The organism is Undibacterium sp. Tian12W, from assembly GCF_049339405.1.
Lineage (GTDB): Bacteria > Pseudomonadota > Gammaproteobacteria > Burkholderiales > Burkholderiaceae_D > Undibacterium.
The window spans coordinates 1-24,207 of record NZ_JBMPPK010000034.1; the positions used below are offsets into that span (position 1 = coordinate 1).

The 24,207-nt window shown below is 48.6% G+C and carries 20 protein-coding genes and 1 tRNA gene; 17 read left to right on the plus strand and 4 right to left on the minus strand.

The annotated features are described in order from the left end of the window. Positions 1-472, minus strand: a 472-nt coding sequence (locus ACO0LI_RS28640) for an FAD-dependent oxidoreductase (RefSeq protein ID WP_423037079.1), incomplete at its 3' end; no start/stop codon positions are given. A 272-nt stretch (positions 473-744) separates the two neighbouring features. Between ACO0LI_RS28640 and ACO0LI_RS28645 the strand changes: the two genes are divergently transcribed. The 5 genes from ACO0LI_RS28645 to serS all read left to right on the plus strand — a co-directional run bounded on the left by ACO0LI_RS28645 (position 745) and on the right by serS (position 8,067). Continuing rightward, positions 745-3,081: a DNA translocase FtsK gene (locus tag ACO0LI_RS28645; protein WP_423037081.1), complete on the plus strand. Its 2,337-nt coding sequence runs from the start codon at positions 745-747 to the stop codon at positions 3,079-3,081. Positions 3,082-3,149: 68 nt separating this feature from the next. Next, the gene (gene lolA / locus ACO0LI_RS28650; protein WP_423037133.1) at positions 3,150-3,785 is read left to right on the plus strand and encodes an outer membrane lipoprotein chaperone LolA; all 636 of its coding nucleotides are present in this window, start codon (positions 3,150-3,152) and stop codon (positions 3,783-3,785) included. Positions 3,786-3,794: 9 nt separating this feature from the next. Continuing rightward, complete coding sequence (locus tag ACO0LI_RS28655) at positions 3,795-5,102, plus strand: replication-associated recombination protein A (RefSeq protein WP_423037083.1); 1,308 nt, start codon at positions 3,795-3,797, stop codon at positions 5,100-5,102. Between the two features lie 113 nt (positions 5,103-5,215). Beyond that, positions 5,216-6,664, plus strand: coding sequence for a DUF4139 domain-containing protein (locus ACO0LI_RS28660; RefSeq protein ID WP_423037085.1), 1,449 nt, complete (start codon positions 5,216-5,218; stop codon positions 6,662-6,664). Positions 6,665-6,771: 107 nt separating this feature from the next. Beyond that, positions 6,772-8,067 carry a serine--tRNA ligase gene (serS, locus tag ACO0LI_RS28665; RefSeq protein ID WP_423037087.1) on the plus strand — a complete coding sequence of 432 codons (1,296 nt, stop codon included), beginning with the start codon at positions 6,772-6,774 and terminating at the stop codon, positions 8,065-8,067. Between the two features lie 71 nt (positions 8,068-8,138). Here the strand turns inward: serS and ACO0LI_RS28670 are convergent, their stop codons facing one another. Further along, on the minus strand, positions 8,139-9,908 hold the full coding sequence (locus ACO0LI_RS28670; protein ID WP_423037135.1) for a GGDEF domain-containing protein: 1,770 nt from the start codon (positions 9,906-9,908) through the stop codon (positions 8,139-8,141). A 341-nt stretch (positions 9,909-10,249) separates the two neighbouring features. Here ACO0LI_RS28670 and ACO0LI_RS28675 point away from each other — a divergent pair. The 12 genes from ACO0LI_RS28675 (at position 10,250) to ACO0LI_RS28730 (ending at position 22,267) form a co-directional block, all read left to right on the plus strand. Further along, a tRNA-Ser gene (locus ACO0LI_RS28675) sits at positions 10,250-10,339 on the plus strand. 121 nt (positions 10,340-10,460) lie between these two features. Further along, entirely contained in the window at positions 10,461-10,967 is a 507-nt protein-coding gene (locus ACO0LI_RS28680) for a hypothetical protein (protein WP_423037089.1), read from the plus strand. Between the two features lie 248 nt (positions 10,968-11,215). Continuing rightward, a complete protein-coding gene (locus tag ACO0LI_RS28685; RefSeq protein ID WP_423037091.1) occupies positions 11,216-11,875 on the plus strand; it encodes an SMI1/KNR4 family protein in 660 nt (219 codons plus the stop codon). Positions 11,876-12,003: 128 nt separating this feature from the next. Beyond that, positions 12,004-12,975, plus strand: coding sequence for a hypothetical protein (locus ACO0LI_RS28690; RefSeq protein WP_423037093.1), 972 nt, complete (start codon positions 12,004-12,006; stop codon positions 12,973-12,975). 218 nt (positions 12,976-13,193) lie between these two features. Continuing rightward, entirely contained in the window at positions 13,194-13,631 is a 438-nt protein-coding gene (locus ACO0LI_RS28695) for a hypothetical protein (RefSeq protein WP_423037095.1), read from the plus strand. Between the two features lie 146 nt (positions 13,632-13,777). Then, complete coding sequence (locus ACO0LI_RS28700; RefSeq protein ID WP_422953127.1) at positions 13,778-14,224, plus strand: hypothetical protein; 447 nt, start codon at positions 13,778-13,780, stop codon at positions 14,222-14,224. Between the two features lie 50 nt (positions 14,225-14,274). Continuing rightward, positions 14,275-14,736, plus strand: a complete 462-nt coding sequence (locus ACO0LI_RS28705) for a hypothetical protein (RefSeq protein ID WP_423037097.1) — start codon at positions 14,275-14,277, stop codon at positions 14,734-14,736. Positions 14,737-15,143: 407 nt separating this feature from the next. Continuing rightward, on the plus strand, positions 15,144-15,971 hold the full coding sequence (locus ACO0LI_RS28710; RefSeq protein WP_423037099.1) for an ABC transporter permease: 828 nt from the start codon (positions 15,144-15,146) through the stop codon (positions 15,969-15,971). Next, positions 15,961-17,289 carry an ABC transporter ATP-binding protein gene (locus ACO0LI_RS28715; protein WP_423037101.1) on the plus strand — a complete coding sequence of 443 codons (1,329 nt, stop codon included), beginning with the start codon at positions 15,961-15,963 and terminating at the stop codon, positions 17,287-17,289. The genes ACO0LI_RS28710 and ACO0LI_RS28715 overlap by 11 nt, the downstream gene beginning before the upstream one ends. 51 nt (positions 17,290-17,340) lie before the next feature. Further along, positions 17,341-19,848 (plus strand): methyltransferase, encoded by a 2,508-nt coding sequence (locus tag ACO0LI_RS28720; protein ID WP_423037103.1) that lies wholly within the window; start codon positions 17,341-17,343, stop codon positions 19,846-19,848. Between the two features lie 41 nt (positions 19,849-19,889). Next, positions 19,890-21,056 (plus strand): non-hydrolyzing UDP-N-acetylglucosamine 2-epimerase, encoded by a 1,167-nt coding sequence (gene wecB, locus ACO0LI_RS28725; protein ID WP_423037105.1) that lies wholly within the window; start codon positions 19,890-19,892, stop codon positions 21,054-21,056. Then, positions 21,053-22,267: a glycosyl transferase gene (locus tag ACO0LI_RS28730; protein ID WP_423037107.1), complete on the plus strand. Its 1,215-nt coding sequence runs from the start codon at positions 21,053-21,055 to the stop codon at positions 22,265-22,267. Before wecB ends, ACO0LI_RS28730 begins: the two co-directional genes overlap by 4 nt. Before the next feature lie 8 nt (positions 22,268-22,275). Here the strand turns inward: ACO0LI_RS28730 and ACO0LI_RS28735 are convergent, their stop codons facing one another. Together ACO0LI_RS28735 and ACO0LI_RS28740 are read right to left on the minus strand one after the other, a co-directional pair. Next, complete coding sequence (locus ACO0LI_RS28735; protein WP_423037109.1) at positions 22,276-23,313, minus strand: acyltransferase family protein; 1,038 nt, start codon at positions 23,311-23,313, stop codon at positions 22,276-22,278. A 176-nt stretch (positions 23,314-23,489) separates the two neighbouring features. After that, positions 23,490-24,179 (minus strand): Fe2+-dependent dioxygenase, encoded by a 690-nt coding sequence (locus ACO0LI_RS28740; protein WP_423037111.1) that lies wholly within the window; start codon positions 24,177-24,179, stop codon positions 23,490-23,492. Positions 24,180-24,207: the final 28 nt, after the last annotated feature.

Below are 24,207 nucleotides of genomic sequence, written 5' to 3' on the forward strand. Positions count from 1 at the left end.
CAGTATTGCCGCCGCCAACGACAGCCACTTCCTTGCCGCGATAAAAGAAACCATCGCAAGTTGCACAGGCAGACACGCCTTTGCCCATGAAAGCCTGTTCAGATGGCAGACCCAGGTATTGGGCAGACGCACCGGTAGCGATGATCAAAGAATCGCAAGTGTATTGCGCCTGGTCGCCGATCAGGCGTATCGGTTTTTCATCAAGCTTCGCAGTGTGGATGTAATCAAAAATGATTTCTGTATTAAAGCGTTCTGCATGCTGCAAAAAGCGCTGCATCAGTTCTGGCCCTTGCACGCCCATCGGGTCGGCTGGCCAGTTCTCTACATCGGTGGTGGTCATCAACTGGCCGCCTTGTTGTACACCGGTGATCAGTACAGGTTTCAGATTGGCGCGGGCAGCATACACAGCGGCGGAATAACCTGCAGGGCCAGAGCCAAGAATTAATACGCGGGCATGTTTGGGTGTGGACATAGCAGACCTGATAAAAAAGTTGATGATTAGATGAATTGCAGATAATAGATGGCGTTTTCCATGCAAATTTCAAGTTTTTTGCTGATTTTGCATCGCTATCCTGAGGTAAGCCTGAATTATAGACTATCCTCATAGTGGTCGTCTTCCTGCCGTGGTGCGCCAGATGGGCATATCTGTTTCAACTGTTACAGTGCACAAGTTTGGCGCATACACGGCTTCATGCTATCTTGTCAGCTTTTGATAGCTGTCCGAATGAGGTTGCTCTCTGTTTTATGACTACTGGTAACGAAGCTTATACTCGAAGCAAGAAAACTGCAGCACCTGCAGCACCACCTAACCGCTTTCTGGTCCTGTTGATGGAAGCGAAATGGATAGCTCTGGCCGCATTTTGCATTTGCCTGATACTGATCATGGCAAGCTACTCCACACAAGACCCGGGTTGGTCAAGGTCAGTGGATATCCCGCGCATACATAATATCGCTGGCAAATTTGGGGCCTGGCTGTCTGATGTGCTGTTTTATGTATTTGGCATTTCGGCATGGTGGTGGTGCATATTTGCCTGCCGCCAGGTGTGGATTTCCTACAGTAGTCTGTCACAGAGGGTAAAACTCAATCCTGAGCCGGAAGCGGATGTCGGTTTTTCTGAAATCCTGGTCCGTAATATTGGCTTTGGCCTGTTACTGGCTGGCAGCATGGGGCTGGAATATTTGCGCATGCATAGCCTCAAAGTCGCTTTGCCGCTGGGGCCGGGCGGGGTGCTGGGTGAATTGATAGGCAAGACCGGCTTTGCAGCGCTTGGCTTTACCGGTGCGACCCTGGCATTATTGCTGATGATCGCTTTAGGTATCAGCCTCTATTTCCACGTATCCTGGCTGACCATCGCAGAACGCATAGGTGCAGGCATAGAATGGGTGTTTGTGTTTGTGCAAAACAAGCATGCCGATGCAGAAGACCGGCGCGCTGGCCAGACTGCCGCCGTCAAGCGTGAAGAAGTCGTGGTGCAGGAAAGAGCCAAGATCGTCGAGGCTGCACCAATACGCATAGAGCCGCAAGTAGTTGCCGTGCAGCGTTCCGAACGTGTGGAAAAAGAAAAACAGGTATCGCTGTTTAATGAACTGCCAGACACCAATCTGCCACCTTTGTCTTTGCTGGATGAACCGCCACCAGTGCAGGAAACTGTCAGCGTACAAACCCTGGAATTCACCAGCCGCCTGATAGAGAAAAAACTCTCAGACTTTGGTGTCGATGCCAAGGTGGTGGCAGCTTACCCGGGCCCTGTGGTTACCCGCTATGAAATTGAACCTGCTACCGGCGTCAAGGGTAGCCAGATCGTTAATCTGGCACGTGACCTGGCGCGCTCTTTGTCGCTGACATCCATACGGGTAGTCGAGACCATACCTGGCAAGAATTTTATGGGACTGGAATTACCGAATCCTAAACGCCAGATCGTGCGGCTGACCGAAATTCTTGGCTCAAAAGTCTATAACGACAGCTCATCGAGTTTGACAGTGGCACTGGGCAAGGATATTGGCGGCCTTCCTATCTGTGCTGATCTTGCCAAGATGCCGCATTTGCTGGTAGCGGGTACAACAGGTTCTGGTAAGTCTGTAGGTATTAATGCCACCATCCTGTCACTGTTGTACAAATCTGACCCTAACGATGTGCGCATGATACTGATTGATCCAAAAATGCTGGAGATGTCGGTGTATGAAGGCATACCGCATTTGCTGGCACCAGTGGTCACTGATATGCGCCAGGCAGGACACGCCCTGAACTGGGCGGTGGCAGAGATGGAGCGCCGTTACAAACTCATGTCCAAGCTCGGTGTACGTAATCTGGCGGGCTATAACGCCAAGATTGCCGAGGCAGCCCGCAAGGAAGTGCATATACCTAATCCTTTCAGTTTGACGCCAGATGCGCCTGAGCCCCTTGAAAAACTGCCAACCATCGTCATTATTATTGATGAGCTGGCTGATTTGATGATGGTGGTTGGTAAAAAGGTAGAGGAATTGATTGCTCGTATCGCGCAAAAAGCCCGTGCTGCAGGCTTGCATCTGATACTGGCGACGCAAAGACCATCGGTGGATGTGATCACGGGCCTGATCAAGGCGAATATTCCTACCCGTATTGCCTTCCAGGTCAGCAGCAAGATAGATTCACGCACGATTCTTGACCAGATGGGCGCAGAAGCCTTGTTGGGCATGGGCGACATGCTCTACATGCCACCGGGCACAGGCTTGCCTGTGCGTGTACATGGTGCTTTTGTCTCGGATGAAGAAGTACATCGCGTGGTTGAATATTTAAAAGCCCAGGGCGAGCCAAATTACGTAGAAGGCATACTCGAAGGCGGCACGCTGGAAGAGGGTGGCGAAGCCGGTGGTGAGAGTGCTGGCGCAGGTGGTGGCGAATCAGATGCCTTGTATGATCAGGCAGTTGCCATCGTACTCAAGAACCGCCGCGCCTCGATCTCGCTAGTGCAAAGGCATTTACGCATAGGCTATAACCGCGCAGCCCGCTTGCTGGAACAAATGGAACAAAGTGGTGTCGTATCTACCATGCAGTCTAACGGTAACCGCGAAATCCTGGTTCCTGCCGGAAATGTAGAATAAAGCGACAGAATAATTGCCGCAACATAGCAGCGACAGAATAGGATAAATCAGTGAAGAAACAATCTAACATGATGGCAAAACTGGCAGCGAGTGCTTTTGCACTTGCCTTGATACCTGCATGGGCATCTGCTACTGCGGTTGATCAGTTCAAATCCTTCGTGACGAACAATAAAAGCGCCAAAGGTGAATTTACCCAACAGCAAGTCAAAATGGTTGATGGCAATCCCAAGATCAGCAAGACCGCAACGGGCAATTTCGTGTTTGCCCGCCCAGGCAAGTTCATCTGGTCTTATGTCAAGCCGTATGAGCAAGTCTTGCAGGCAGATGGTGACAAACTCTACATCTATGACAGAGACTTGAATCAGGTCACGATACGTCCGCTTGGTAATTCCCTGGGTTCCAGCCCCGCAGCCATTTTGTTTGGCAGTGCTGGCGCGGCTGATCTGGACAAGAATTTCAATTTCAAAGAGGTCGGTGCCAAGCAAGGTCTTGAATGGTTGGAAGCCACGCCCAAAGCCAAGGATTCACAGTTTGAAACCATAGGCATAGGCATGAAAGATGGCGTGCCTGTCGCCTTGGAGTTGCACGACAATTTCGGCCAGTTTTCCACTCTTACCCTGAAGAACCTGGAAAAAAATCCAGCGCTTAAGCCTGAGCAATTCAAATTTGTCGTACCCGCCGGTGCAGATGTATTTCGCCAGTAGTAGCACTTAATGAATATGTTGCACACTAACCCGCGCAAAAAACCTGCCCCACTGGCCGAGCGCATGCGTCCAGCCACGCTGGACGACGTCATTGGTCAGCAGCATATCCTGGGCGAGGGCAAACCCTTGCGCGTAGCTTTCCAGTCTGGCGAACCACATTCGATGATATTGTGGGGTCCGCCAGGCGTAGGCAAGACCACGCTGGCGCGCTTGATGGCAGATGCTTTTCTTTGTGAATTCATCGCCTTGTCGGCAGTCTTGTCTGGTATCAAGGACATACGCGAAGCAGTAGAGCGCGCCCAGATATTGCAGGCGACTTCTCATCGCCGCACCATATTGTTTGTTGATGAAGTCCATCGCTTCAACAAGAGCCAGCAAGATGCCTTCTTGCCGCATGTGGAAAGTGGCTTGTTCACCTTCATCGGTGCGACGACAGAGAACCCTTCATTTGAAGTCAATAGCGCCTTGCTGTCACGTGCTTCAGTGTATGTATTGAAGTCACTGACGGATGAAGATCTGACAGCCATGGTAGTACGCGCCTGTGAACGTGAGCTTGATGGCTTGACATTAACGTCAGAGGCCATGGCCAGTCTGGTTTCCAGTGCTGACGGCGATGGCCGCAAATTGCTGAACAATCTCGATATCGTTGCCCATGCAGCGGTCGCCAAGCATCTTGATACCGTAGACCAGGGTTTGCTGGGCGAATGCCTGGGCGATGCCTTGCGTCGCTTTGATAAAGGCGGTGATGCTTTTTATGATCAGATTTCTGCTCTGCATAAATCGGTGCGCGGCTCCAATCCTGATGCAGCCTTGTACTGGCTGGTGCGCATGCTTGATGGTGGTGCCGACCCACGTTACATGGCAAGACGCATAGTACGCATGGCGTCGGAAGATATAGGCCTGGCAGACCCGCGCGCCTTGCGCATTTGCCTTGATGCGGCAGAAACCTATGAAAGACTGGGTTCGCCCGAAGGTGAACTGGCCCTGGCAGAAGCGGTGATTTATCTCGCCTGCGCTGCCAAATCGAATGCAGTCTATAAAGCCTATAATGCCGTGCGCGCCATGATCGCCAAAGACAAGTCCCGCATCGTACCTGAGCATTTGCGCAATGCACCGACCAAGCTGATGAAAGAATTGGGCTATGGCAAATTGTATCGCTATGCCCATGATGAGCCAGATGCCTACGCCGCAGGTGAAACCTATCTGCCAGAAGGTCTGGAAAATGAATCCTGGTACCACCCAGTATCGCGTGGGCTGGAAATCAAGATAGCAGAAAAACTCGCATATTTGCGCAGCCTGGATGATCAGGCCAAGTAATTTCAGCTTCGTCTGAATTTCAATTGTTTAAGCTTCGTTCGTTTAGATTTCATTCGTCTGAGTTTCATTCTTTTATATCTCATTGCAAATCAATAATCATAATAAGGACTTTCATGAATAAAACATTTACCGCAAGCGCTAGCTTATTGTTGGTGGCACTGGCAGGTTCTGTCTATGCACAGACCGAAGAGCAGCGCAGTACATTGGCTGACCAAAAAGAAGTCGCCGTTACGATCTACAACGAAAACCTGGCCCTGATCAAGGACCAGCGCAAGCTGCCTTTAAAACGCGGCGCAAGTGCACTGGCTTTTCGCGATGTCAGTGCCAAGATGCGTGCTGAAACTGCCTTGCTGCGCAGCCTGTCATCTCCAGGCAGTTTGTCTGTGGTTGAGCAAAACTTTAATTTTGATTTGCTGACGCCGCAAAAACTGCTGGAAAAATATGTGGGCCGCAATGTCAACATCATCCGTACCAACCCGGCGACTGGCGCAGAGACTACAGAATCGGCCACAGTATTGTCCGCCAATAATGGCGTGGTGTTGAAGATAGGTGACCGCATAGAAACCGGCTTGCCAGGTCGCATCATTTATCCTGATGTGCCAGCAAATCTGCGCGACCGTCCTACCCTGGTCATGGCACTTGATAACAACGGCGCACAGCAACAGGATGTAGAACTCAGTTACCTGACAGGCGGTTTGTCCTGGAAGGCAGACTATGTTGTAGAACTGAACGCTGCTGATGATAAGCTTGATATTTCAGGCTGGGTCACGCTGGGTAATACCAGTGGCACGACTTACCGCAATGCCAAGCTGCAACTGGTGGCGGGTGATGTTCATCAGGTACTGCAAAGAGTGCAGATTACGGGTAGTTCAATAAGAGCACTTGAGAGCCCCCAACCCGTGATGGCCAAAAAAGCCATGGCGGAAGAATCTTTGTTTGAGTATCACCTTTACACGCTGGACAGGCCAACCACTATTGCAGAAAACCAGACCAAGCAAGTTGCTTTGCTGTCTGCATCTGGTGTGCCTGCACGTAAAGAATTGCTGCTGGCAGGCAGTGATTATTACTACCAAAGCAGTTACGGTGATCTTGGCCAAAAAATGAAAATAGGTGTCTTTGTCGAGTTCGATAATAAAGAAGCCTCTCAACTGGGTATGCCTTTACCCAAAGGCGTCGTGCGCGTCTATAAAAAAGACGGCGCGGGCAATGCCCAGTTCATTGGTGAGGACAGTGTTGATCACACACCCAAGAATGAAAAAGTCCGCCTTAAACTGGGTGAAGCCTTTGATGTGACAGCCGACAAGAAGCAGACTGATTTCAAAAAGCTCGCAGCGAGCGGCAAATACAATTATGTTTCTGAAAGCGCCTACGAGCTGGTATTGAAAAATGCCAAAAAAGAAGCCGTCATCGTCACCGTGCAAGAACCCATGCCTGGTGACTGGCAGGTCTTGAGCAGCAGTCATCCTTATACCAAGAGCGCCAGCAATACGGCAGTATGGAAAATCAGCGTACCTGCAGAAGGTAATACCAAGCTGGTTTACCGTAGTCTTGTGAAGTATTGATACGTAGATTTTGATGTAAAAACGGTATTTCTCCTTGTCTGAAAATAGGGGAAATGCCCATCCCTTGATACAATAGTCGATTAGCTTAGTTCACTGCACTTAAAATCATGATAGATATTCAACTTTTGCGCAAAGATATTGCCAGTGCGGCAGCGCGCCTGGCTACCCGTAAGTTCCAGCTGGATGTAGAAACCTTTAATGCACTCGAAGCCGAACGCAAGCAAATCCAGTCCCGTACTGAAGAGCTGCAAGGTAAGAAAAATTCCATCTCCAAGCAGATCGGTAATCTCAGAAGCAAAGGCGAAGATACTTCCGCTTTAATGGCTGAAGCAGCGAGCATCCCGGAAGAATTGAAAGCATCCGAAGCGCATCTGAGTGATTTGCAGACAAGAATGAGTGCATTTCTGCAAACCATTCCTAATCTGCCGCATGAATCCGTAGCCGTCGGTGAAGACGAAACTGGCAATGTAGAAGTACGCAAGGTTGGTACGCCACGCGCTTTTGATTTTGAAGTCAAAGATCATGTGGATATCGGTTCTGCCCTGGGCCTGGATTTTGAAACTGCAGTCAAACTGACTGGTTCCCGTTTCTCCGTCATGAAGGGCGGTATGGCACGTCTGCACCGCGCACTGGCCCAGTTCATGCTCGACATGCAAACGCTGGACCATGGCTACACCGAAATGTATACGCCTTATATGGTCAATGCTGATTCCATGCGCGGCACGGGTCAATTGCCCAAGTTTGAAGAAGACTTGTTCGCAGTGAAAAAAGGTGGGCAAGAAGGTACAGGCGAGACGTTTTACCTGATCCCTACTTCCGAAGTCACACTCACCAATACCGTGCGCGACGAGATACTCGCTGCCGATGCATTGCCCATCAAAATGACGGCGCATACTCCATGCTTCCGTTCTGAAGCCGGTAGCGCAGGCCGCGACACTCGCGGCATGATACGTCAGCATCAATTCGACAAAGTCGAAATGGTACAAATCGTTCACCCAGAAAAATCCATGGAAGCCCTGGATGAAATGGTCGGCCATGCTGAAGCAGTTCTGACCAAGCTGGAACTGCCTTACCGCGTCATGAGCCTGTGTACTGGTGACATGGGTTTTGGCGCCTGCAAGACTTTCGATCTGGAAGTATGGCTGCCAGCACAAAACACTTACCGTGAGATTTCTTCGATTTCGAATATGTTCGACTTCCAGGCGCGCCGCATGCAGGCCCGCTTCCGCAATGCCCAGGGCAAACCAGAATTGGTACACACCCTGAACGGCTCTGCGCTGGCAGTTGGCCGTACTCTGGTGGCTGTGCTGGAAAATTATCAGCAGGCTGATGGTTCTGTCGTCATCCCGACAGCTTTGCGCCCATACATGGGTGGTCTGGAAAAACTGGCACCAGCAGCTTAATTGGTCCTGATTTAATGAGAAACGCGCTTCACTACATAAAGTGAAGCGCGTTTTTTGTTTACAGATTACGTTTAACCTACCAGCAAATCCATTTCAGAACGACGATCTACAAACAGGCTGTTACCGTGAATTTTCTTGGCCTGCTTCTTCGCATCTGATGCGGCGATGGATATCTGGTGATGTGAGTAATAGCGGTTTGCCCTTGACTTCACGACACCCAGAGACAGGCTGACGAGCGGGTAAAAGACTTTTTTGCCCTGCCTGTCTTCACTGAGATAGCCACCTCTTTCGCGGTCTTCATTACTGTAAAAATCGTAGATGGCAGCTGAAAAACTCGCCAGTATGGCCTGGCAGCGTACTTCCCAATCCTCGCTGCGGAACAGGATGATGAAATCATCGCCACCGATGTGGCCGATAAAATCCAGCTGCTGGTCGCAATGCTGCTTTAATACATCACTGGTCATTTGTATGATGTCGTCACCACGGCGGTAGCCATAGACATCATTAAACGGTTTGAAATGATCAAGGTCGCAATAGCAGGCACAAAAAGACTGCTCTTTTTGCAGCAATACATCAATATGCTCGTTGATAGGTACATTGCCAGGCAATTGCGTCAGTGGGTTGGCATAACGCGCCGCATTGATTTGCATCTGCGTGATCTCGCGCATCAAGTCCGGCCCACTACCCAAACCTATGTAGCGGCCCTGATCAGTAATGATAATACCGTTGATTAACTGCTCAGAATTGGCTTCCACGATAATGTGGCTGACATCCTGCATGCTGGTATTTTTATCGACAATGACAGGATGCGCTTCCATAAAAACCGTGCAAGGTTTTTTGCCATACAACTCACGCTGATAAGGGCGGGCAAAACGGTCTATCATGTGATAACGGTTGATCAATCCCACAGGCATGCCATCATCCACCACGGGAATGATCTGCAATTTGGGGTTTTGCAAGAAGATGTCATCAACCTGGTTGTTCAACATCCGCGAAGAAATCGTCGGTGGTGTCTTTAAAATCTTTTCTACCGTAGCCGCCTGCTCAAAACTGCCAGAGGTACGTCGCGCAGCCTGATATTGGTTCGGCGTTAAAATCCGCGCCACTTCAGCCGATACTGCACGCGCAGGAGTTGGGTGAGGGCGGGCAATATGGTAGCCCTGGCCACAGGCCACACCCAGGTCACGCACCGCTAATAACTCAGCCTGGGTTTCTATACCTTCAGCAACGACGCGTGTGCCAGATTTCTCAGCGATGCTTTGTATTGAGCGCACAAACTGCGCCTTGACTGGATCATGATCTATGCCCTGGATAAAATGCATGTCGATTTTGACATAGTCAGGCTTTAATTCTGACCACAAACGCAGACTGGAAAAACCTTCACCCAGATCATCAATCGCAATTTCAAAACCCATCTCGCGATAATGGATGACAGCCTCGCACAACAAGGCATAGTCGTGCGTGGGCTGGTATTCAGTCAATTCTATGATGACACGTTCAGGGTTAATGCCAAGCTCATGGATATAATCCAGCGTCTCACCATAGCGCACATCTCTCTGCAACAAACATTCTGGACTGACATTCAAAAACAGCTTGCCAGGCAATTTCTGCGCAGCGAATTGTTCCAGCACGATACGGCGGCACAAGTGTTCTACCGTCACCGTCAGATTATTGTCCCACGCAGCTTTGAACAAATTGACAGGGGAGTGCAGCGGGCTGTCCGAAGGGCCACGTATCAAACCCTCATAGCCAAGGATGTCACCATTCTGCATCTGCACGATGGGCTGGAAGCGCGCAGTAAGCAGGCGCTGCTCAATAATACGCTGCAGATGCGCCAGCATCAGCGCTGCAGACTGTACACCGAACTGGCTGATGTCTTGCTCTGATACCAGGTTTTGCTGAGACAGATAATCCACAGTATCCCCCGCTAAACTACTTTCCATTGAAGCTGATCCTAATATTGAAATGCCAGGTGTAGTCATAATTGCTGTTGTATTATTGCAATAATAGCAAATGGCATCTTGCCGCATTGCATCAGAATATAGTCTTGCTTTATGACATCTTCATGTCACGACCGCAGCGATGCGCGCCCATGTCTCATAGGCTTGTTAATCGTGTAATTTTGAATTGAGCAAGTTCTTTGCTATAATCACAGGCTTCGTTTATGACGAACAACCAAGCCGGAGAAGTGGCAGAGTGGTTGAATGTACCTGACTCGAAATCAGGCGTACTAGCAATAGTATCGGGGGTTCGAATCCCTCCTTCTCCGCCAATATAATCAAGCACGTAGCATCATATCGAAGGCCGGAATAATCCGGCCTTTTTCTTTTTGGGCTGGAAGAAATCGATCATTCAATTTTATAAATTGGCCATGTTGTCTTATTAACATTTCTATGACTACTTTTTCCCAACTTGATAAATACGCGAGTAAATGGTTTCACGACGAGATGCGGCGTCGCGGTTTTGCCGTAGAAAAGAAATTCATTTTCTGGCGGAAACGCGGCCCTTTATTTGACATGTTTGTAACAAGGATTAGCTCAGGAGATTTTCTTGAAATCAAGGTGACGATATGGTCGCCTTGGGTAAATCATTCAAATGGCGAGCTTGGAGAGTTTCCGCCTGATTATTCTTTGATCGGGGGACGTCTCTCTGATGGGTTCCCCACTGATATGTTTGGGGAGCCATTGCTTTCTGTTGAAGACGAACAAGTCATGGAGCTTAGTTTAAGATCACTCTTGGTTTTGATCGATCAATATGCTTTGCCTTGGTTTCCAACAATTAACTCTTATGAGACTTATGTTGCCTACGTGGGGAAGCGCGGTTATAACCCGACCCCAGAGCGAATAGAAATGGTAAAGGCAGGAATTGCCAGAGGTTTTCTGCAAGAGAAATTCCTCTGAAATTTTAAAGAGGTCGATACAATGTCTGTCGATATTTGCGTTATAAAAAAAATAAAACATGCCTATTTTAGGACACTAGCATTCGTTTGCTTGCAACCTTCCATCAACTTCTGCTAAAGGATGACGAATTCGTCGAAAGCCCCGGCTTTAGTTTCGCGAGCAGACAGAAGGGGGGGCTTATCGTCAATGCCGACATTTTCTGAATGTGCGCTATTGTAGTTTCGACTTGATTTTCATTGGAATGAGTCATGGCAATATTTGGATTCCTTCGCGCTCTCCTGGACGCGGCATGGAAACTGAGAAAATTTAGAAAAGTATCGGATAAGTTACGAATTTTATCGGTGCAATCTTTTATTCCCGCTTGGCAAACTTCGATGTGCCATGGGGGAGGTGTGTTTTCATTGAATGCGCCTGCAGATGTAGATGACATTTCAAAAGTTGAAAATCGGCTCGGTTGCCAGTTGGCTGGTGAATTGAAGGAGTTTTATGGCGTATGCAATGGATTCAAATCGACTACCAGTGATTGTTCCAACTATATAGTTCCTGTGAGGGAGTTGCAGTATGCATCTCAATATGAACCTTCACTGAGTAATCAACTTGAACAAAAATGGAAAGATTTAAACGACGTTAATGCGCCGAGGGGCTTGCTTGTTATTTCGGATAGTTTTGTGAAAATTATTACTGTTGACGAAGATACGGTTCTGTCTTTTCATGATGTTGATAATATGATTGCATTGCACCCTCCTGAAGATGGTAAAGTGGTTCTGATAATTGTTCATGATATGGCATGCTACCCCGCCGGAACAGTATTGGAAGTGGAAGGTCTTTCAGCGACCCGTTTTGAAAATGTAAGAACTTGGCTTGCGAGTGTGGCTGCGACAAATGAAATGTTAGGTAGTTCTACCTAGTAAATCTCTAATTAAATGAGCGACCTGCCGTTACCGGGTTTCGCCAAATTTGATCGAAAAAATTTTTGAACTGAGGCCACCAAATTCGGTTGGAAAAATAGTTCTTGCAAAACACCAACCAATTAATCATGGAACAAATAAAATTTGACTTAACTGACTACCTGCGTCTGGACAACGAGAAGTTATATAATTTGCGGGGCAATGCTTCGCGTTGCATTTTTGCAGAACTGCCTGAATCGAAGCTTTTTCTCGTCACAATGCTCGCGCCAACAGATTATTGCTGGGGTATGGAATTCGCGTTCAGTCGCACTTGCAAAAAGTACGATCAAGAAATTCTGCAGACAGTTGATCCTGACTCCGTTGCTGATGAGGTTTCCAGTACTGGTCTTATTCTGGGCGAGGTCATGGCAGGAATGATTCCCTTGGTAATTAACCCTGACACATCAGACTTTGAATACGGCAACGATGAAGAAGCACTATTCTCTTGGTGGTTTCGTTGTTATGCTCTCCCTGTACGCGACGGAATTATTGAAGATTTTTTAGATATTTGGACACGCCACGAAACGCAATTAGGCAAATACTTTCTTTTTCCTTATGCGGATCAAAAGGTTCAAAATCAAGGCGCAGGCCAATGTTTCCTGCCTTGGAAGGATGCGGATACTCTTAATCGGCTGTTTTGCTCCAAGACAGGTCCACTCGGTGTCGAACCGTTTGTTTTAATTGACCTCTTGGAGGAATACGAGGATGCTGATGAGGCGCGAGAGCTTGAGGATTTGTTGACACCAGAATTCTTATTGCAGGAATGCGTTCGCTGGTCAATTGACTTGTTACCACAGCCGCCAGGGTTCAGTAGTGATATAGTAAAACTGATGACGGCGTCTCTTGGCAATGATGTGTCCAAGATTGCAGATATACGGACACGAACTGCGACTCTTCGGATTCGGATCGCACGCAACTTGCAATGGCCTTTGGGGGTACGCTACCTCTCGGAAATACTTGACTTGGTTACCGACGAAATACGTGCGTCGTCAGTGTTGTGTGCTGAGACTCAGGCTTATCTTGATGCCGCCGTTTTGAAGTTTCCCGTCTTACGAGAATAGAGAAAAATAAATGCGTGCTGTCAATATCGGACACTTATATATTTTGGTCTCCCCCTTAAAAGGATATTTTCATGAAATCTAATTCTGTGATTCCGTGCAATCGGTTTATTTCAAGGTAAAGCAATTTCCAGTTTTTAAAGACTCGGTATATGTGCAATCGTCTGTTGCTAATATTTTCAATCGACCAATTTGAACTATCAATCTAATTGACAATACGGATGAACCCAAAATTCGAAGAAATAATACCTGTTTTTCGCAAGTTTCTTGAGCAGCAAGGCTATCCAGGGGAAATTGTATGGGTAGCTCCAGAACACACTATTTGTTGTGGTAGAGCAGAATGGAAAATTTTTGAGAATGAATGCGTCGATGAAGAAGATATAAAATTAAAGTATCAAGACGCAGATGATAAAAAATTTGGCGTTAGGTTTTGTGCTTTATGTGTAAACGATGAAACTTCCTACTGCTATTTAATTGTCCCCACCAGTGAGCTTGATGCTGACTATAAATTATTGACATATGAAAACGTGAAATTGAGTGTCCCGGCAGAGATGCCACATGCCAGTATTTTGCGTAGAGGTTTTCGTGCGAGTTGGTATCAAATGAGAGAATCAATAAAATTTAAAGAATGGAAGGAGCTGGTTTTTCGGATAGATTGATTTGCAATTTTTGCGTAAGCATGCAGCCGAGTTTGCCAAGGTTGAGTGACTTACCTTGACTTTTTCGCACACTTTTTTTGTAAAAATAGACGATCAGGAGAGCTAATGACATACATCGTGAAGTTTGTTTTGATTAGTTGGACTTCATGAGTCTCAAGTCTAATATTGGCGAACTTGTGACTCGTTGGAGAGATCAAGACATTGAGATGCATCCCCCGTTTCCGAAGGAGGTTATACATCAAGTCTTTAATGATATCGGTGTTCCTGCCACAGACGACGTTGTTGCGTTGTATGAGTCTCTTGGTGGAATGTCAAATATGAATGATGACAATTGGCGAATTTGGTCTCTGCAAGAAATCTCGCATGCGAATCAAGATTTGTCAGAATTTGGGGTCATTTTTTCAGACTATCTTTTAGACTGTTATCATTTCCGGCTAAAGCCAGTCTCAGAGGCTGTATCGGAAGTCTGGATTGAGGGCTTCGACGATGGCCAGCCTGTTTGTGTCGCAAAAAGTTTAGATGATTTCTTTGAGCGCTATGTCATTTCGCCTGAATCAGTGCTCCATGCGCCATATAGACCTATAACAAATTAGAAGTTGCTGCTGCTCTTAATTCAAATAGAGTCGGTAATGATGCAAATAATATGCTAACGCAAAAACTTCAGAACTTGCTGTTACTTTTTATGGAGGGTTGGGTGGCAATAATTTACAACAGATTGATTCGAAATTTTGACGTCCTTTTGCGACCGTTTAGAAAAAGCGAAAATATGCCGGAAATCAAACAGGTCTCGTGCATAGCTGTGTATGTAAAGCTGTCACAGGGCGTTGAGAGCTTTCTTAAAAAAATTAGACATTTTGATCCTCTTGCAGAACTGGATTTGGTAGATGGAGTATTGATGGTGTTCTGCGCTACAGATGAATTGAACGCGTTAATTACATCCTCCATACAAGATGCCAAGAAAAAATTTGATTGTGCTTCCTCCGTGGGGGTGCTGACCCTGTCTTTTAACGAAGCTAGGGAATTGCAATCTCCTCCTATGGGCATGGCTGTCAATGCGGCCATATTGGAAGCTTCCAGGCTTCAGGGTATGCGGCATTCTGCGTGAATTTTCTCTATAGATTCAAATCGCAATATTCACATGTCAAAAAATCTCATCGCTCTACATGTGTACAAATTGCATACAATTGCACGACACTTGTTAGAAATACTCTTCCTGTCTCCTCCCTATAATCCCCACCTGACAGAGCGCGTCTTAGCGTCTCTGTGATGCGCAGTAGATCAGCGCTTGCATGATGTGAGCTTGTACTGGCTCTTGTGCGTGAGTCTGGCATCTGTTTGCCGGACGTGAAAGCGGTGCGCTTAGTTGTGCTGCTCAAATAATTATCTCCACTTGTTCAGGCTTTGAACATTCTTTATCCCTATGGGGAGGATGAGTTTCGTCTGTACTTTTTGTGGCTGTGTGCTGGTAGTTGGTGACTCTGAATGTGTCGCGAAATTTTTGAAATGAATTGAATGAATCCACACGCAGTACCGTCCATTACCCCTTTGAACTTGCTTGCTTCTTTACGGCAGCATCGCAGGCTCATCGTGAGTTTGATAAAGCGTGAAGTGTTGGTGCGCTATCAAGGCTCGCTGCTGGGTTTGTTGTGGTCTTTTTTTAATCCTGTGTTGATGCTGGCGGTTTATACCTTTGTGTTTAGTGTGGTGTTCAAGGCGCGCTGGGCTGGTGGGTCTGAATCTAAGACGGAATTTGCACTGGTGTTGTTTGCGGGGCTGATGGTGTTTGGATTGTTTTCTGAATGCGTGAGCCGTGCGCCTGGTCTGGTGGTCAGCAATGTGAACTACGTCAAGAAGGTGATATTCCCGCTGGAGATTTTGCCTATAGTCGCAATGGGGGCGGCTTGTTTTCATTTGATGGTTAGTTTCACAGTGTGGTTGATTTTTTATTCGATATTTTTTGGTGTGCCGCCTGCGACGATATTTGTTTTGCCTCTGGTGTTGCTGCCGCTGGTTTTGTTGAGCCTGGGTGTGAGCTGGCTGCTGGCTTCGCTGGGGGTTTTTATTCGTGACATACATCAGGTGGTGGGTGTTGCCGTATCAGTGCTGACATTTTTATCGCCGGTGTTTTATCCGATAGCGGCTTTGCCGGATGGTTTTCGTGCCGTGGTTCAAGTCAGCCCTTTGACGCAGGTGATAGAGCAGAGTCGTGATGCCATGATCTGGGGTAAGCCACTGGATTGGCAATGCTGGCTGGTTTATTTTTTATTGTCTGGTGTTGTTGCCTGGTTGGGTTTTGCCTGGTTTCAAAAGACGCGCAAGGGGTTTGCTGATGTCCTCTAAGTTTTCCATCAAGGTAGAGCATTTAAGCAAGTGCTACCAGCTCTACGACAAGCCGCAGGACAGGTTGAAGCAAATGCTTTTATCCCGCTCCAAAACCTATTACCGTGAATTTTGGGCTTTGCGCGATGTGTCATTCGAGATAGCACCAGGTGAGACCGTGGGCATCATAGGTCGCAATGGCAGTGGCAAATCCAGCCTGTTGCAAATGATATGCGGCACGCTCTCGCCAACAACTGGCACTGTAACGACGTATGGCAGGCTGGCGGCTCTACTGGAGCTGGGGGCGGGTTTTAATACTGAATTTACCGGACGTGAAAATGTCTTGCTGAATGCGGCGATCTTGGGTTTCCCGCAAGAGCAGATGCTGGAACGCATGGGCGAGATTTTGGCTTTCTCTGAGCTCGGTGATTTTCTGGATCAACCAGTCAAAACCTATTCCAGTGGCATGTATGCTCGCCTGGCGTTTTCGATTGCGATTCATGTTGATCCAGAGATTTTGATTGTGGATGAGGCGCTGGCTGTAGGCGATGCCCGCTTTGTCGCCAAGTGCATGCGCCGTATCAAGGACATACAAAAAACTGGTGCCAGTATTTTGTTTGTCAGCCATGACGTTAGCTCGGTACGTACCCTGTGTGACCGTGCCATCTGGCTCGATAAAGGGCGTATGCTGGAGCAGGGTGATGTCTTTCCTGTGACTGGGCGCTATATGGAAATGATGTTTCAGGACGATGATGCCGGCGACGATGGTGAACATGAAGCCATGCACTCTGCCAATGTTCCTGCATTGGGAAATGTACTGACTGAAGTGGTGGTGGAAGACATCGCACTAGACAGCCGGCCAGTTACTCACTGGGGTTCGCATAAGGGCTTTATTCTTTCCGCCGCTGTGCTGGATGCCAGTGGTGCACGCCGCGATGTCCATGAGTGGGGCAAAAGCATGGAGATCAGGATCAGTTTGCGCATACCGCAAAGCATAGACAGAGAGCACTTGAGTATTGCTGTTTCGATCAAGGATTTAAAAGGCAGCGACCTCATTGTTTCGACTACCCATGATTTTGAAACCAGGCGCTTGCCGGACGATGAAGAATTTGAAGTCAGCTTCACACTCACCAACCCACTGGTTACTGGCAAATACCTGTTGGTTGCCGCAGTAGAGAACCGCCTGCATCGTGACATTCATTACTACGAATACATAGAGGGTGCGCATTACTTTTCTTCGCTCGCGGATCAGCGCTTCTTTGGTTTGTTTCAACCGCCGATCTCGCAAGAGATTGTTGCGCCTGCTCTTGACCTCAAGCTAAAGAAACTGGCTGCCTGAAGACAATGACGCATTCTTCATCAAAATTAATCAGTGATAGATAACACGAACATGCAAACAGAAATTAATTCCCGCGCTTATTGGGACGCGCGATTTGAAAATGATTGGGTCGCTTGCAAAGGCGACAAACAATCGCGTTTCTTTGCCAGCATCGCCATTCAGCAATTGCCGGGTTGGTTGCTGGATCAAATCAGGCAAGAGAAATTAAGTGTGGCGGATTGGGGCTGCGCACAGGGTGATGGAACTGATGTCTGGGCCAGCCATGTACCGGCTGAACAAATTAAGGGTGTCGATTTTTCTGCCGCGGCCATACAGCAGGCGCATGCGCGTTATCCCGCCTTGGCGTTTGCAAATACCGACTGGCTGACGTCATCGCCTTCAGATCAGGATGTATTTGATGTTGTGTTTTCTTCGAATACGCTGGAACATTTTCATCAGCCCTACCAGGTTTTGCAAACACTGAGTCAGAGAGCAAGCAAGGCACTGGTGTTGGCCTTGCCTTACCGCGAGCTGGAGCGTGAGAGTGAGCATTTCTATTCTTTCTTGCCTGAGAATATTTCACTGCAACTGGAAAATGGCTTCAGCCTCATTTGGGCCAAGGTAATGGATTGCCGCCTTTTGCCAAATAGCCTGTGGCAGGGCGAGCAAATCATGCTGATGTATGCAGATATGGGCTGGCTAAAAAAACTGGGCTTGCGTTTGAGTCATGTGCACTTGACGCAAACCGACGTGGAATCTGAACTGCTTCAATTGCAAACATCATTGAGCGAATCGCAGCTGCAATTGCAGCAGGCACAGCAAACGCAAAAATCGCTAGAGTTGGAAAGCGTCCATCAAGAGCATATGTTGCTGCAACATGAAAGGGCTTATCAACAGCAACAACTGGATATCGCTGAATTGCTGTTGAAGTGTGAAAAGCTACAGCAAGGCATAGACGAGAAGGTGCAGCAGATACTTGGTCTGAATGATCAACTGGTGAGTCGTGAACATGCATTGCAGGCGCAATACAAAGTTCAATCCGGGTTGCAGATTGTGACTGACGATCTGCAAAAGAAGGCAGATGATTACGAAAAGCTGCTTCAGCAACTTGATCTGCGTGATGCGCAAATCAGCAGACTGAATCTGGATGTGCATTACAAAGAGCAAGCTATCAGGGAGATCAAGCAGTCTTATTCCTGGATATTGACGCGCCCCTTGCGTTTTACCAGACAGTTTTTTCAAAGCCCAGGGCGTGCGTGTTATGACCTGGCGAAATTTATGTTCTGGCGCTTGCCAGCAAAAATGCGCTGGGCATTGCATGGGCCAAGGCATGATTTCGTGCGCTGGGTGAGAGCATCCGCTTTGCGGCTTAATACACCACAGTTGGTGGCTGCCGGAATTCCAGTCGTCATTGACAACCCAGGTGCGCCAGCGACTGTAAAGCCCGCTAAAAATACAGATTTAAGCTGGCCTGAATTCCAGCAACAGGTCTTGTCGCGTCGTGCCGATTACAAGGGCATCTTTATACAGGAGCTGGTTATTGACTGGAATGTACCTCTGTACCAACGTCCCCAGCATATCGCCGCTGCTTTTGGCCGTCTAGGTTACCTGGTCATTTATCGTACCGATAACTGGGCAGGTGATGATGTGCAGGGCTGCAGGGAGGTGGCGAAAAATGTCTGGATCACGAACCGGCATGAAGTCAATCAATTGCAGGGGGTAGTGCGTTCATTGTATTCAACTGCCTATGCCAATACGCCAGAGCTGTTACTGGAAAACGGCAGGCGCGGCACGCTAGTGTATGAGTACATAGACCATATCGACCCACAAATCAGTGGCGATGCAGAAAACGTGCGCCGTTTGCTGGCGCTGAAGGATTTCGCTTTCAATGGCGGCGCAGATTATGTGGTGGCATCTGCTAAAAAATTGTATGAAGAAGCCATCGCTGCTGTCGGCGCAGATAAGGTCATCCTGGCGCAAAACGGTGTGGACACCGCGCATTATCGTCACCCCAAGCACCTTAGCACGCCGCTGCCGCAAAGCCTGCAAAACTTCCGTGCCAGGTACAGCAAGGTGGTTGGCTATTTCGGTGCACTTGCTCCCTGGCTATGGTATGAGGCCGTGGCTGATCTGGTTCACAGTCGCCCTGATCTGGGTTTTGTGTTTATCGGGCCTGACTACTACGGCGGTGCAGACAAACTGGTGAAGGCTGACAATCTTTTGTATATGGGCACGGTGGATTATCAAATTCTGCCAGCCTATGCACGCCAGTTTGATGTTTGTTTTATTCCATTCGCCCCCGGCGAAATCGCCCGTACCACTTCGCCCCTCAAATTATTTGAATACTTTGCGCTGGAAAAACCTGTGGTCGTGACCAGGGATATGGCGGAGTGCGTCGCGTTTGAAGAAGTGTTTTCTGGCAATAGCGTGGAATCGCTAAGCACCGCGCTGGATGCCGCCTTTGCGGTGAAAGATGACCCTGAATTTACCCGGCGCCTGGCTGATCTGGCAGATGCCAATGACTGGGACTGTCGTGCCAGGGCAATGGAAAAAGCATTTCAAAAACCTTCATTGCATTGAAATGCATGGACAGTAATTTCTGAATCTGAAAGTAAATCATCATGAAAAAAATATTGTGTGTCGTTGGTACGCGTCCTGAAGCCATCAAAATGGCTCCTGTTATTCTGGCCTTGAAGCAAGAACCTTGGGCGCAGGTCAGGGTGCTGGCAACGGCACAACATCGTCAGATGCTGGATCAGGTGTTGTCATTTTTTGATATTGAAGCAGATATTGATTTGAACATGATGCGCCCTAACCAGTCATTGACAACGCTCACTGGCCGCATGTTGCTGGACCTGGATGCAGTCTTGCTGGAGGAGAAACCAGATGTGGTCTTGGTACAGGGCGATACCACGACTGTCATGACAGTATCGCTGGCCTGTTTTTACCATCGCATACCTATTGGCCACGTTGAAGCGGGCTTGCGTACCTGGGATAAGCAAAATCCATTTCCAGAAGAGGCAAACCGGGTATTGACCGGCCGCCTCGCTCAATGGCATTTTGCCCCGACAGAAAGCTCACGCCAGAATCTCTTGCGTGAAGGTGTGGCCGATAACGACATCATCGTCACAGGCAATACCGTGATTGATGCCTTGTTGATGACGGCTGAACGTGAACTGAACCTGGGCATAGAGCTGGATGCCAGCAAGCGCATGGTGCTCATCACTTCACACAGGCGTGAGAATTTTGGTGAGCCATTTACCCATATCTGCCGCGCCATATTGAAGCTGGCGCAGGATAACCCGGATGTGCAGTTCCTTTACCCTGTGCATCCAAATCCTAACGTCAAGGAAGTTGCGCATGCGACGCTGGGTGCTTGCGCGAATATTCATTTGTGTGCTCCGCTGGATTATGCCCCTTTCGTGGCAGCGATGAAGCATGCTTATCTGATCATCAGTGATTCTGGTGGCGTACAGGAAGAAGCGCCGGCGCTGGCCAAGCCTGTACTGGTCTTGCGTGAAGAAACCGAAAGGCCTGAAGCTGTAGAGCAGGGTGTAGTGAAGCTGGTTGGTGCAAATTACGACAACATCGTCGCAGAGACACAAAAACTGCTGGATGATGAGCTTGCCTACAAAGAGATGGCAAGGGGTGTATCACCTTATGGCGATGGGCTGGCAGCTGGACGGATAGTGCGGGTACTCCAGCAGTATTATGCAGCCCAGGATAATACTGCCGATAGCCATAGCGAAGCAGCAGTTGAAGCAGTAGTTGAAGCCGAGCCTGCATGATGCGCCTCGTCTATCTATCGCCTGTTCCGTGGAACAGCTTTGCCCAAAGACCGCATCAGTTTGTGCGCTGGTTTCACCAACAATTCAATGCGAGGGTGTTGTGGGTGGACCCGTATCCCACACGTTTGCCAGACATCAGTGATGTGCAACGCCTGCTGACTGCAAAATTTGCGCAGACATCCACTGTTGCTGGCACTGTCAAGGATAAAGAAAATCCGGAAAAAGCGGATTGGTTAACACTGGTCAAGGTTCCTGCCTTGCCGATAGAACCTTTGCCTGCTTCCGGGTTTTTGCAGCAATGGTTTTGGCGCAAAGCCATGGTAGAGATAGACGCATTTGTTGGGAACCGTAAAGCACAGATAGTTGTGGGCAAACCATCCAAGCTGGCTTTGCAGGTTTTGGCGCGCTACCCTGAGATGGCATCCATGTATGATGCCATGGATGATTTTCCGGCCTTCTATGAAGGCTGGTCCAGCAAAGCCATGCAATACACCGAGGACAATCTGGCAGCCAAGGTCAATAAGATCGTGGTTTCTTCCAGCGCTGTCTCACGTTTTTCGGATCAGGCTGACAAACTGAGCTTGATACTGAATGCCTGTGACAGTGATAACCTGCCGCCTGCATTGCCAAAATCAGAGCAGTCGCCCGTGTATGGCTATGTGGGTACGATAGGGCACTGGTTTGACTGGGATGCAGTCGTCAAGCTGGCCTCTTCCCTGATCATCACTGATCCCCGCGCTCTTGTGCGTCTGATAGGGCCAGTGTTCACACCTCCACCTTGCGCGCTGCCAAAGAATGTACAAATCCTGCCTGCATGCAGCCATGCACGTGCCATGCAGGCCATGCAGAAATTTTCTGTAGGCTTGATACCGTTCAAGCGCAAATTGCTGACGGCCTCGGTTGATCCTATCAAGTACTATGAATACCGCTCGCTGGGGATACCGGTTCTGTCATCCGACTTTGGTGAGATGTCTTTGCGGGCAAATGAAGATGGCGTGTTTTTATACAATTGGGAGAGTGATTTTACTACTTTGCTCAAGACTTGCCTGAGGCATCGCAGCAGTGCAGATGGCCTGAGCAAGTTCAGGGCAGATAATTCCTGGGCTGCCCGGTTTGCTGGATTGATACCGCTGTTTGATGCGGGGGCTGATCACAGGGGACGTAGAAAATCTGTTGCGAGGCTTGAGCAGTTTGCATGGCAGCGTGCCTGATTTTTGTTTTAGCGCTCAAACCGGGTTTTCAAGTTCAGGAACCAGGATTCGTAATAACGGAAGCTGATGCTGGCAGTGATGGTAGCTACAATCAGCGTCAGCAAGAAAACCGCGATGCCTGGTTCGTGAATCTGCAGGACGCCGAAAAGTTTGGTGACAAAGTTCTTACACAACATGTGCAGCATATACATGCCGTAACTGATAGACCCCAGATAGGAGATGGGTTTCAATGACAGTATGGGTGCCAGAGGATGGCGTTCCTGAATGACGCAAGTCCCAACCAGAGCAGCAAACAATATCGAAGCAACAAAGCCAGGCATTACATTACCAAGCAAGACTAATAACAGTGCGGTGAAGAGCAGAGGTGCAGACCAAGCCTGCCCAAGGATGCGGTAGAGCCAGCTAAAGTGCCTCTCATTGTTCAGGCCTATCGCCAGCAAGGCACCGATGACGATGGGTAGTTGTATGATATCGAATGCGTGCAGCCCTGCGATTTGACTCGCTGCGCAAACTACGATGACGCTGATCAGGATGGTGCAGGCTCTTTTGACTGAACCTGCAAGTAATAAGAGTGGTGGCCACACGAGATAGAATTGCTCTTCCGCTGCCAGTGACCAGGCAAAATAAAAAATGACCCGCCCATCCAGGGCGACGAAGATATTCGAGGTATAAGTCGCAAAGTAGATCAGGTTATGAAAGAAAGCCAGACCCACTTCAGAATGTCTTTCCAGTGCATATACCAGGACGATATACAGCGCCAGAGTACCGTAATACAGCGGGAAGATGCGCAGTGAACGGCGCAGGTAAAACGCCTTGAGGTCTATCTTGCCATTGCGCTCTCGTTCTCTTAGCAACAAGGTCGTGATCAAAAAACCGCTGATGGCAAAGAACAATTGCACACCTTGTGCACCTATGCTGGTCAATATTTCATTGATACCCGCAGGCGCAGTGTGATGCCAGATGACGGCGATGATACTGATGGCACGCAAGCCATCCAGGGATGCAAATCTTTTATTCGACAGGTAATCGGCAAACGGCTTAAACATCCATGCTCCTGGCAGACTGGCTGGTGTGCTTGTCAAGTTTCATGTTTGTCTGGTCTGAGTACGTTTGCTGGGATGGATAGTCTTCGGTTAAGGCAAGTTTACCTTTAAGTAAGAAAGCCCGCATGGAAATTTATCTTTGCGGGCTTTGCTGTTTAATTTGCAGGTGGTAAGCAAGTTCAGGTTTCTGACCACATGCGCAAGAGATTGTGGTACTGGCCTGTCAGGCTTAATACTTCTACACTATCACCAAGCAAGCTGCGCAGGCGGGTGATGTTCTGGTCCATTTCAAACAGCATGGTGCGGCGGGCGTCGTCGCGTATCATGCTTTGTGTCCATAAGAAAGAGCATACGCGTTCGCCACGGGTAACTGGCAAGACCTGATGCAGGCTGGTTGATGGGTAGAGTATCAGGTCACCGGCAGGCAATTTCACTTCATGTGTGCCATAGGTATCAACCACTTCTAGCTCGCCACCATTATATTCTTCCGGGTCACACAGGAACAGGGTAGAAGATACGTCGGTACGCAGGCTATAGTTGACATTGGCGGCATTGGCAACATTGCGCACTGCGCCATCTACATGCAGGCCATAATGTTCACCACCGGCATAAGAGTTAAACAGTGGCGGCACGATGCGCAAGGGCAGGGCGGCGGCAAAGAAGAGAGGGTTGTTTTTTAATGCCGCCAGAACGATCTGGCCCAGTTCTTGTGCCAGCGCAGAATGTTCAGGCAGTTGGCGGTTGCGTTTAACCTGAGCGCCTTGTGCACCTACCGTCTGTTTGCCATCAACCCAGTTGGCTGCGTCCAGCCTTAGTCTAATTGCGCTGACTTGCTCACGGCTGAGCACGCCAGGTATATGTAACATCATTACGAACGCTCCAGAAAAAAGCCCCTCA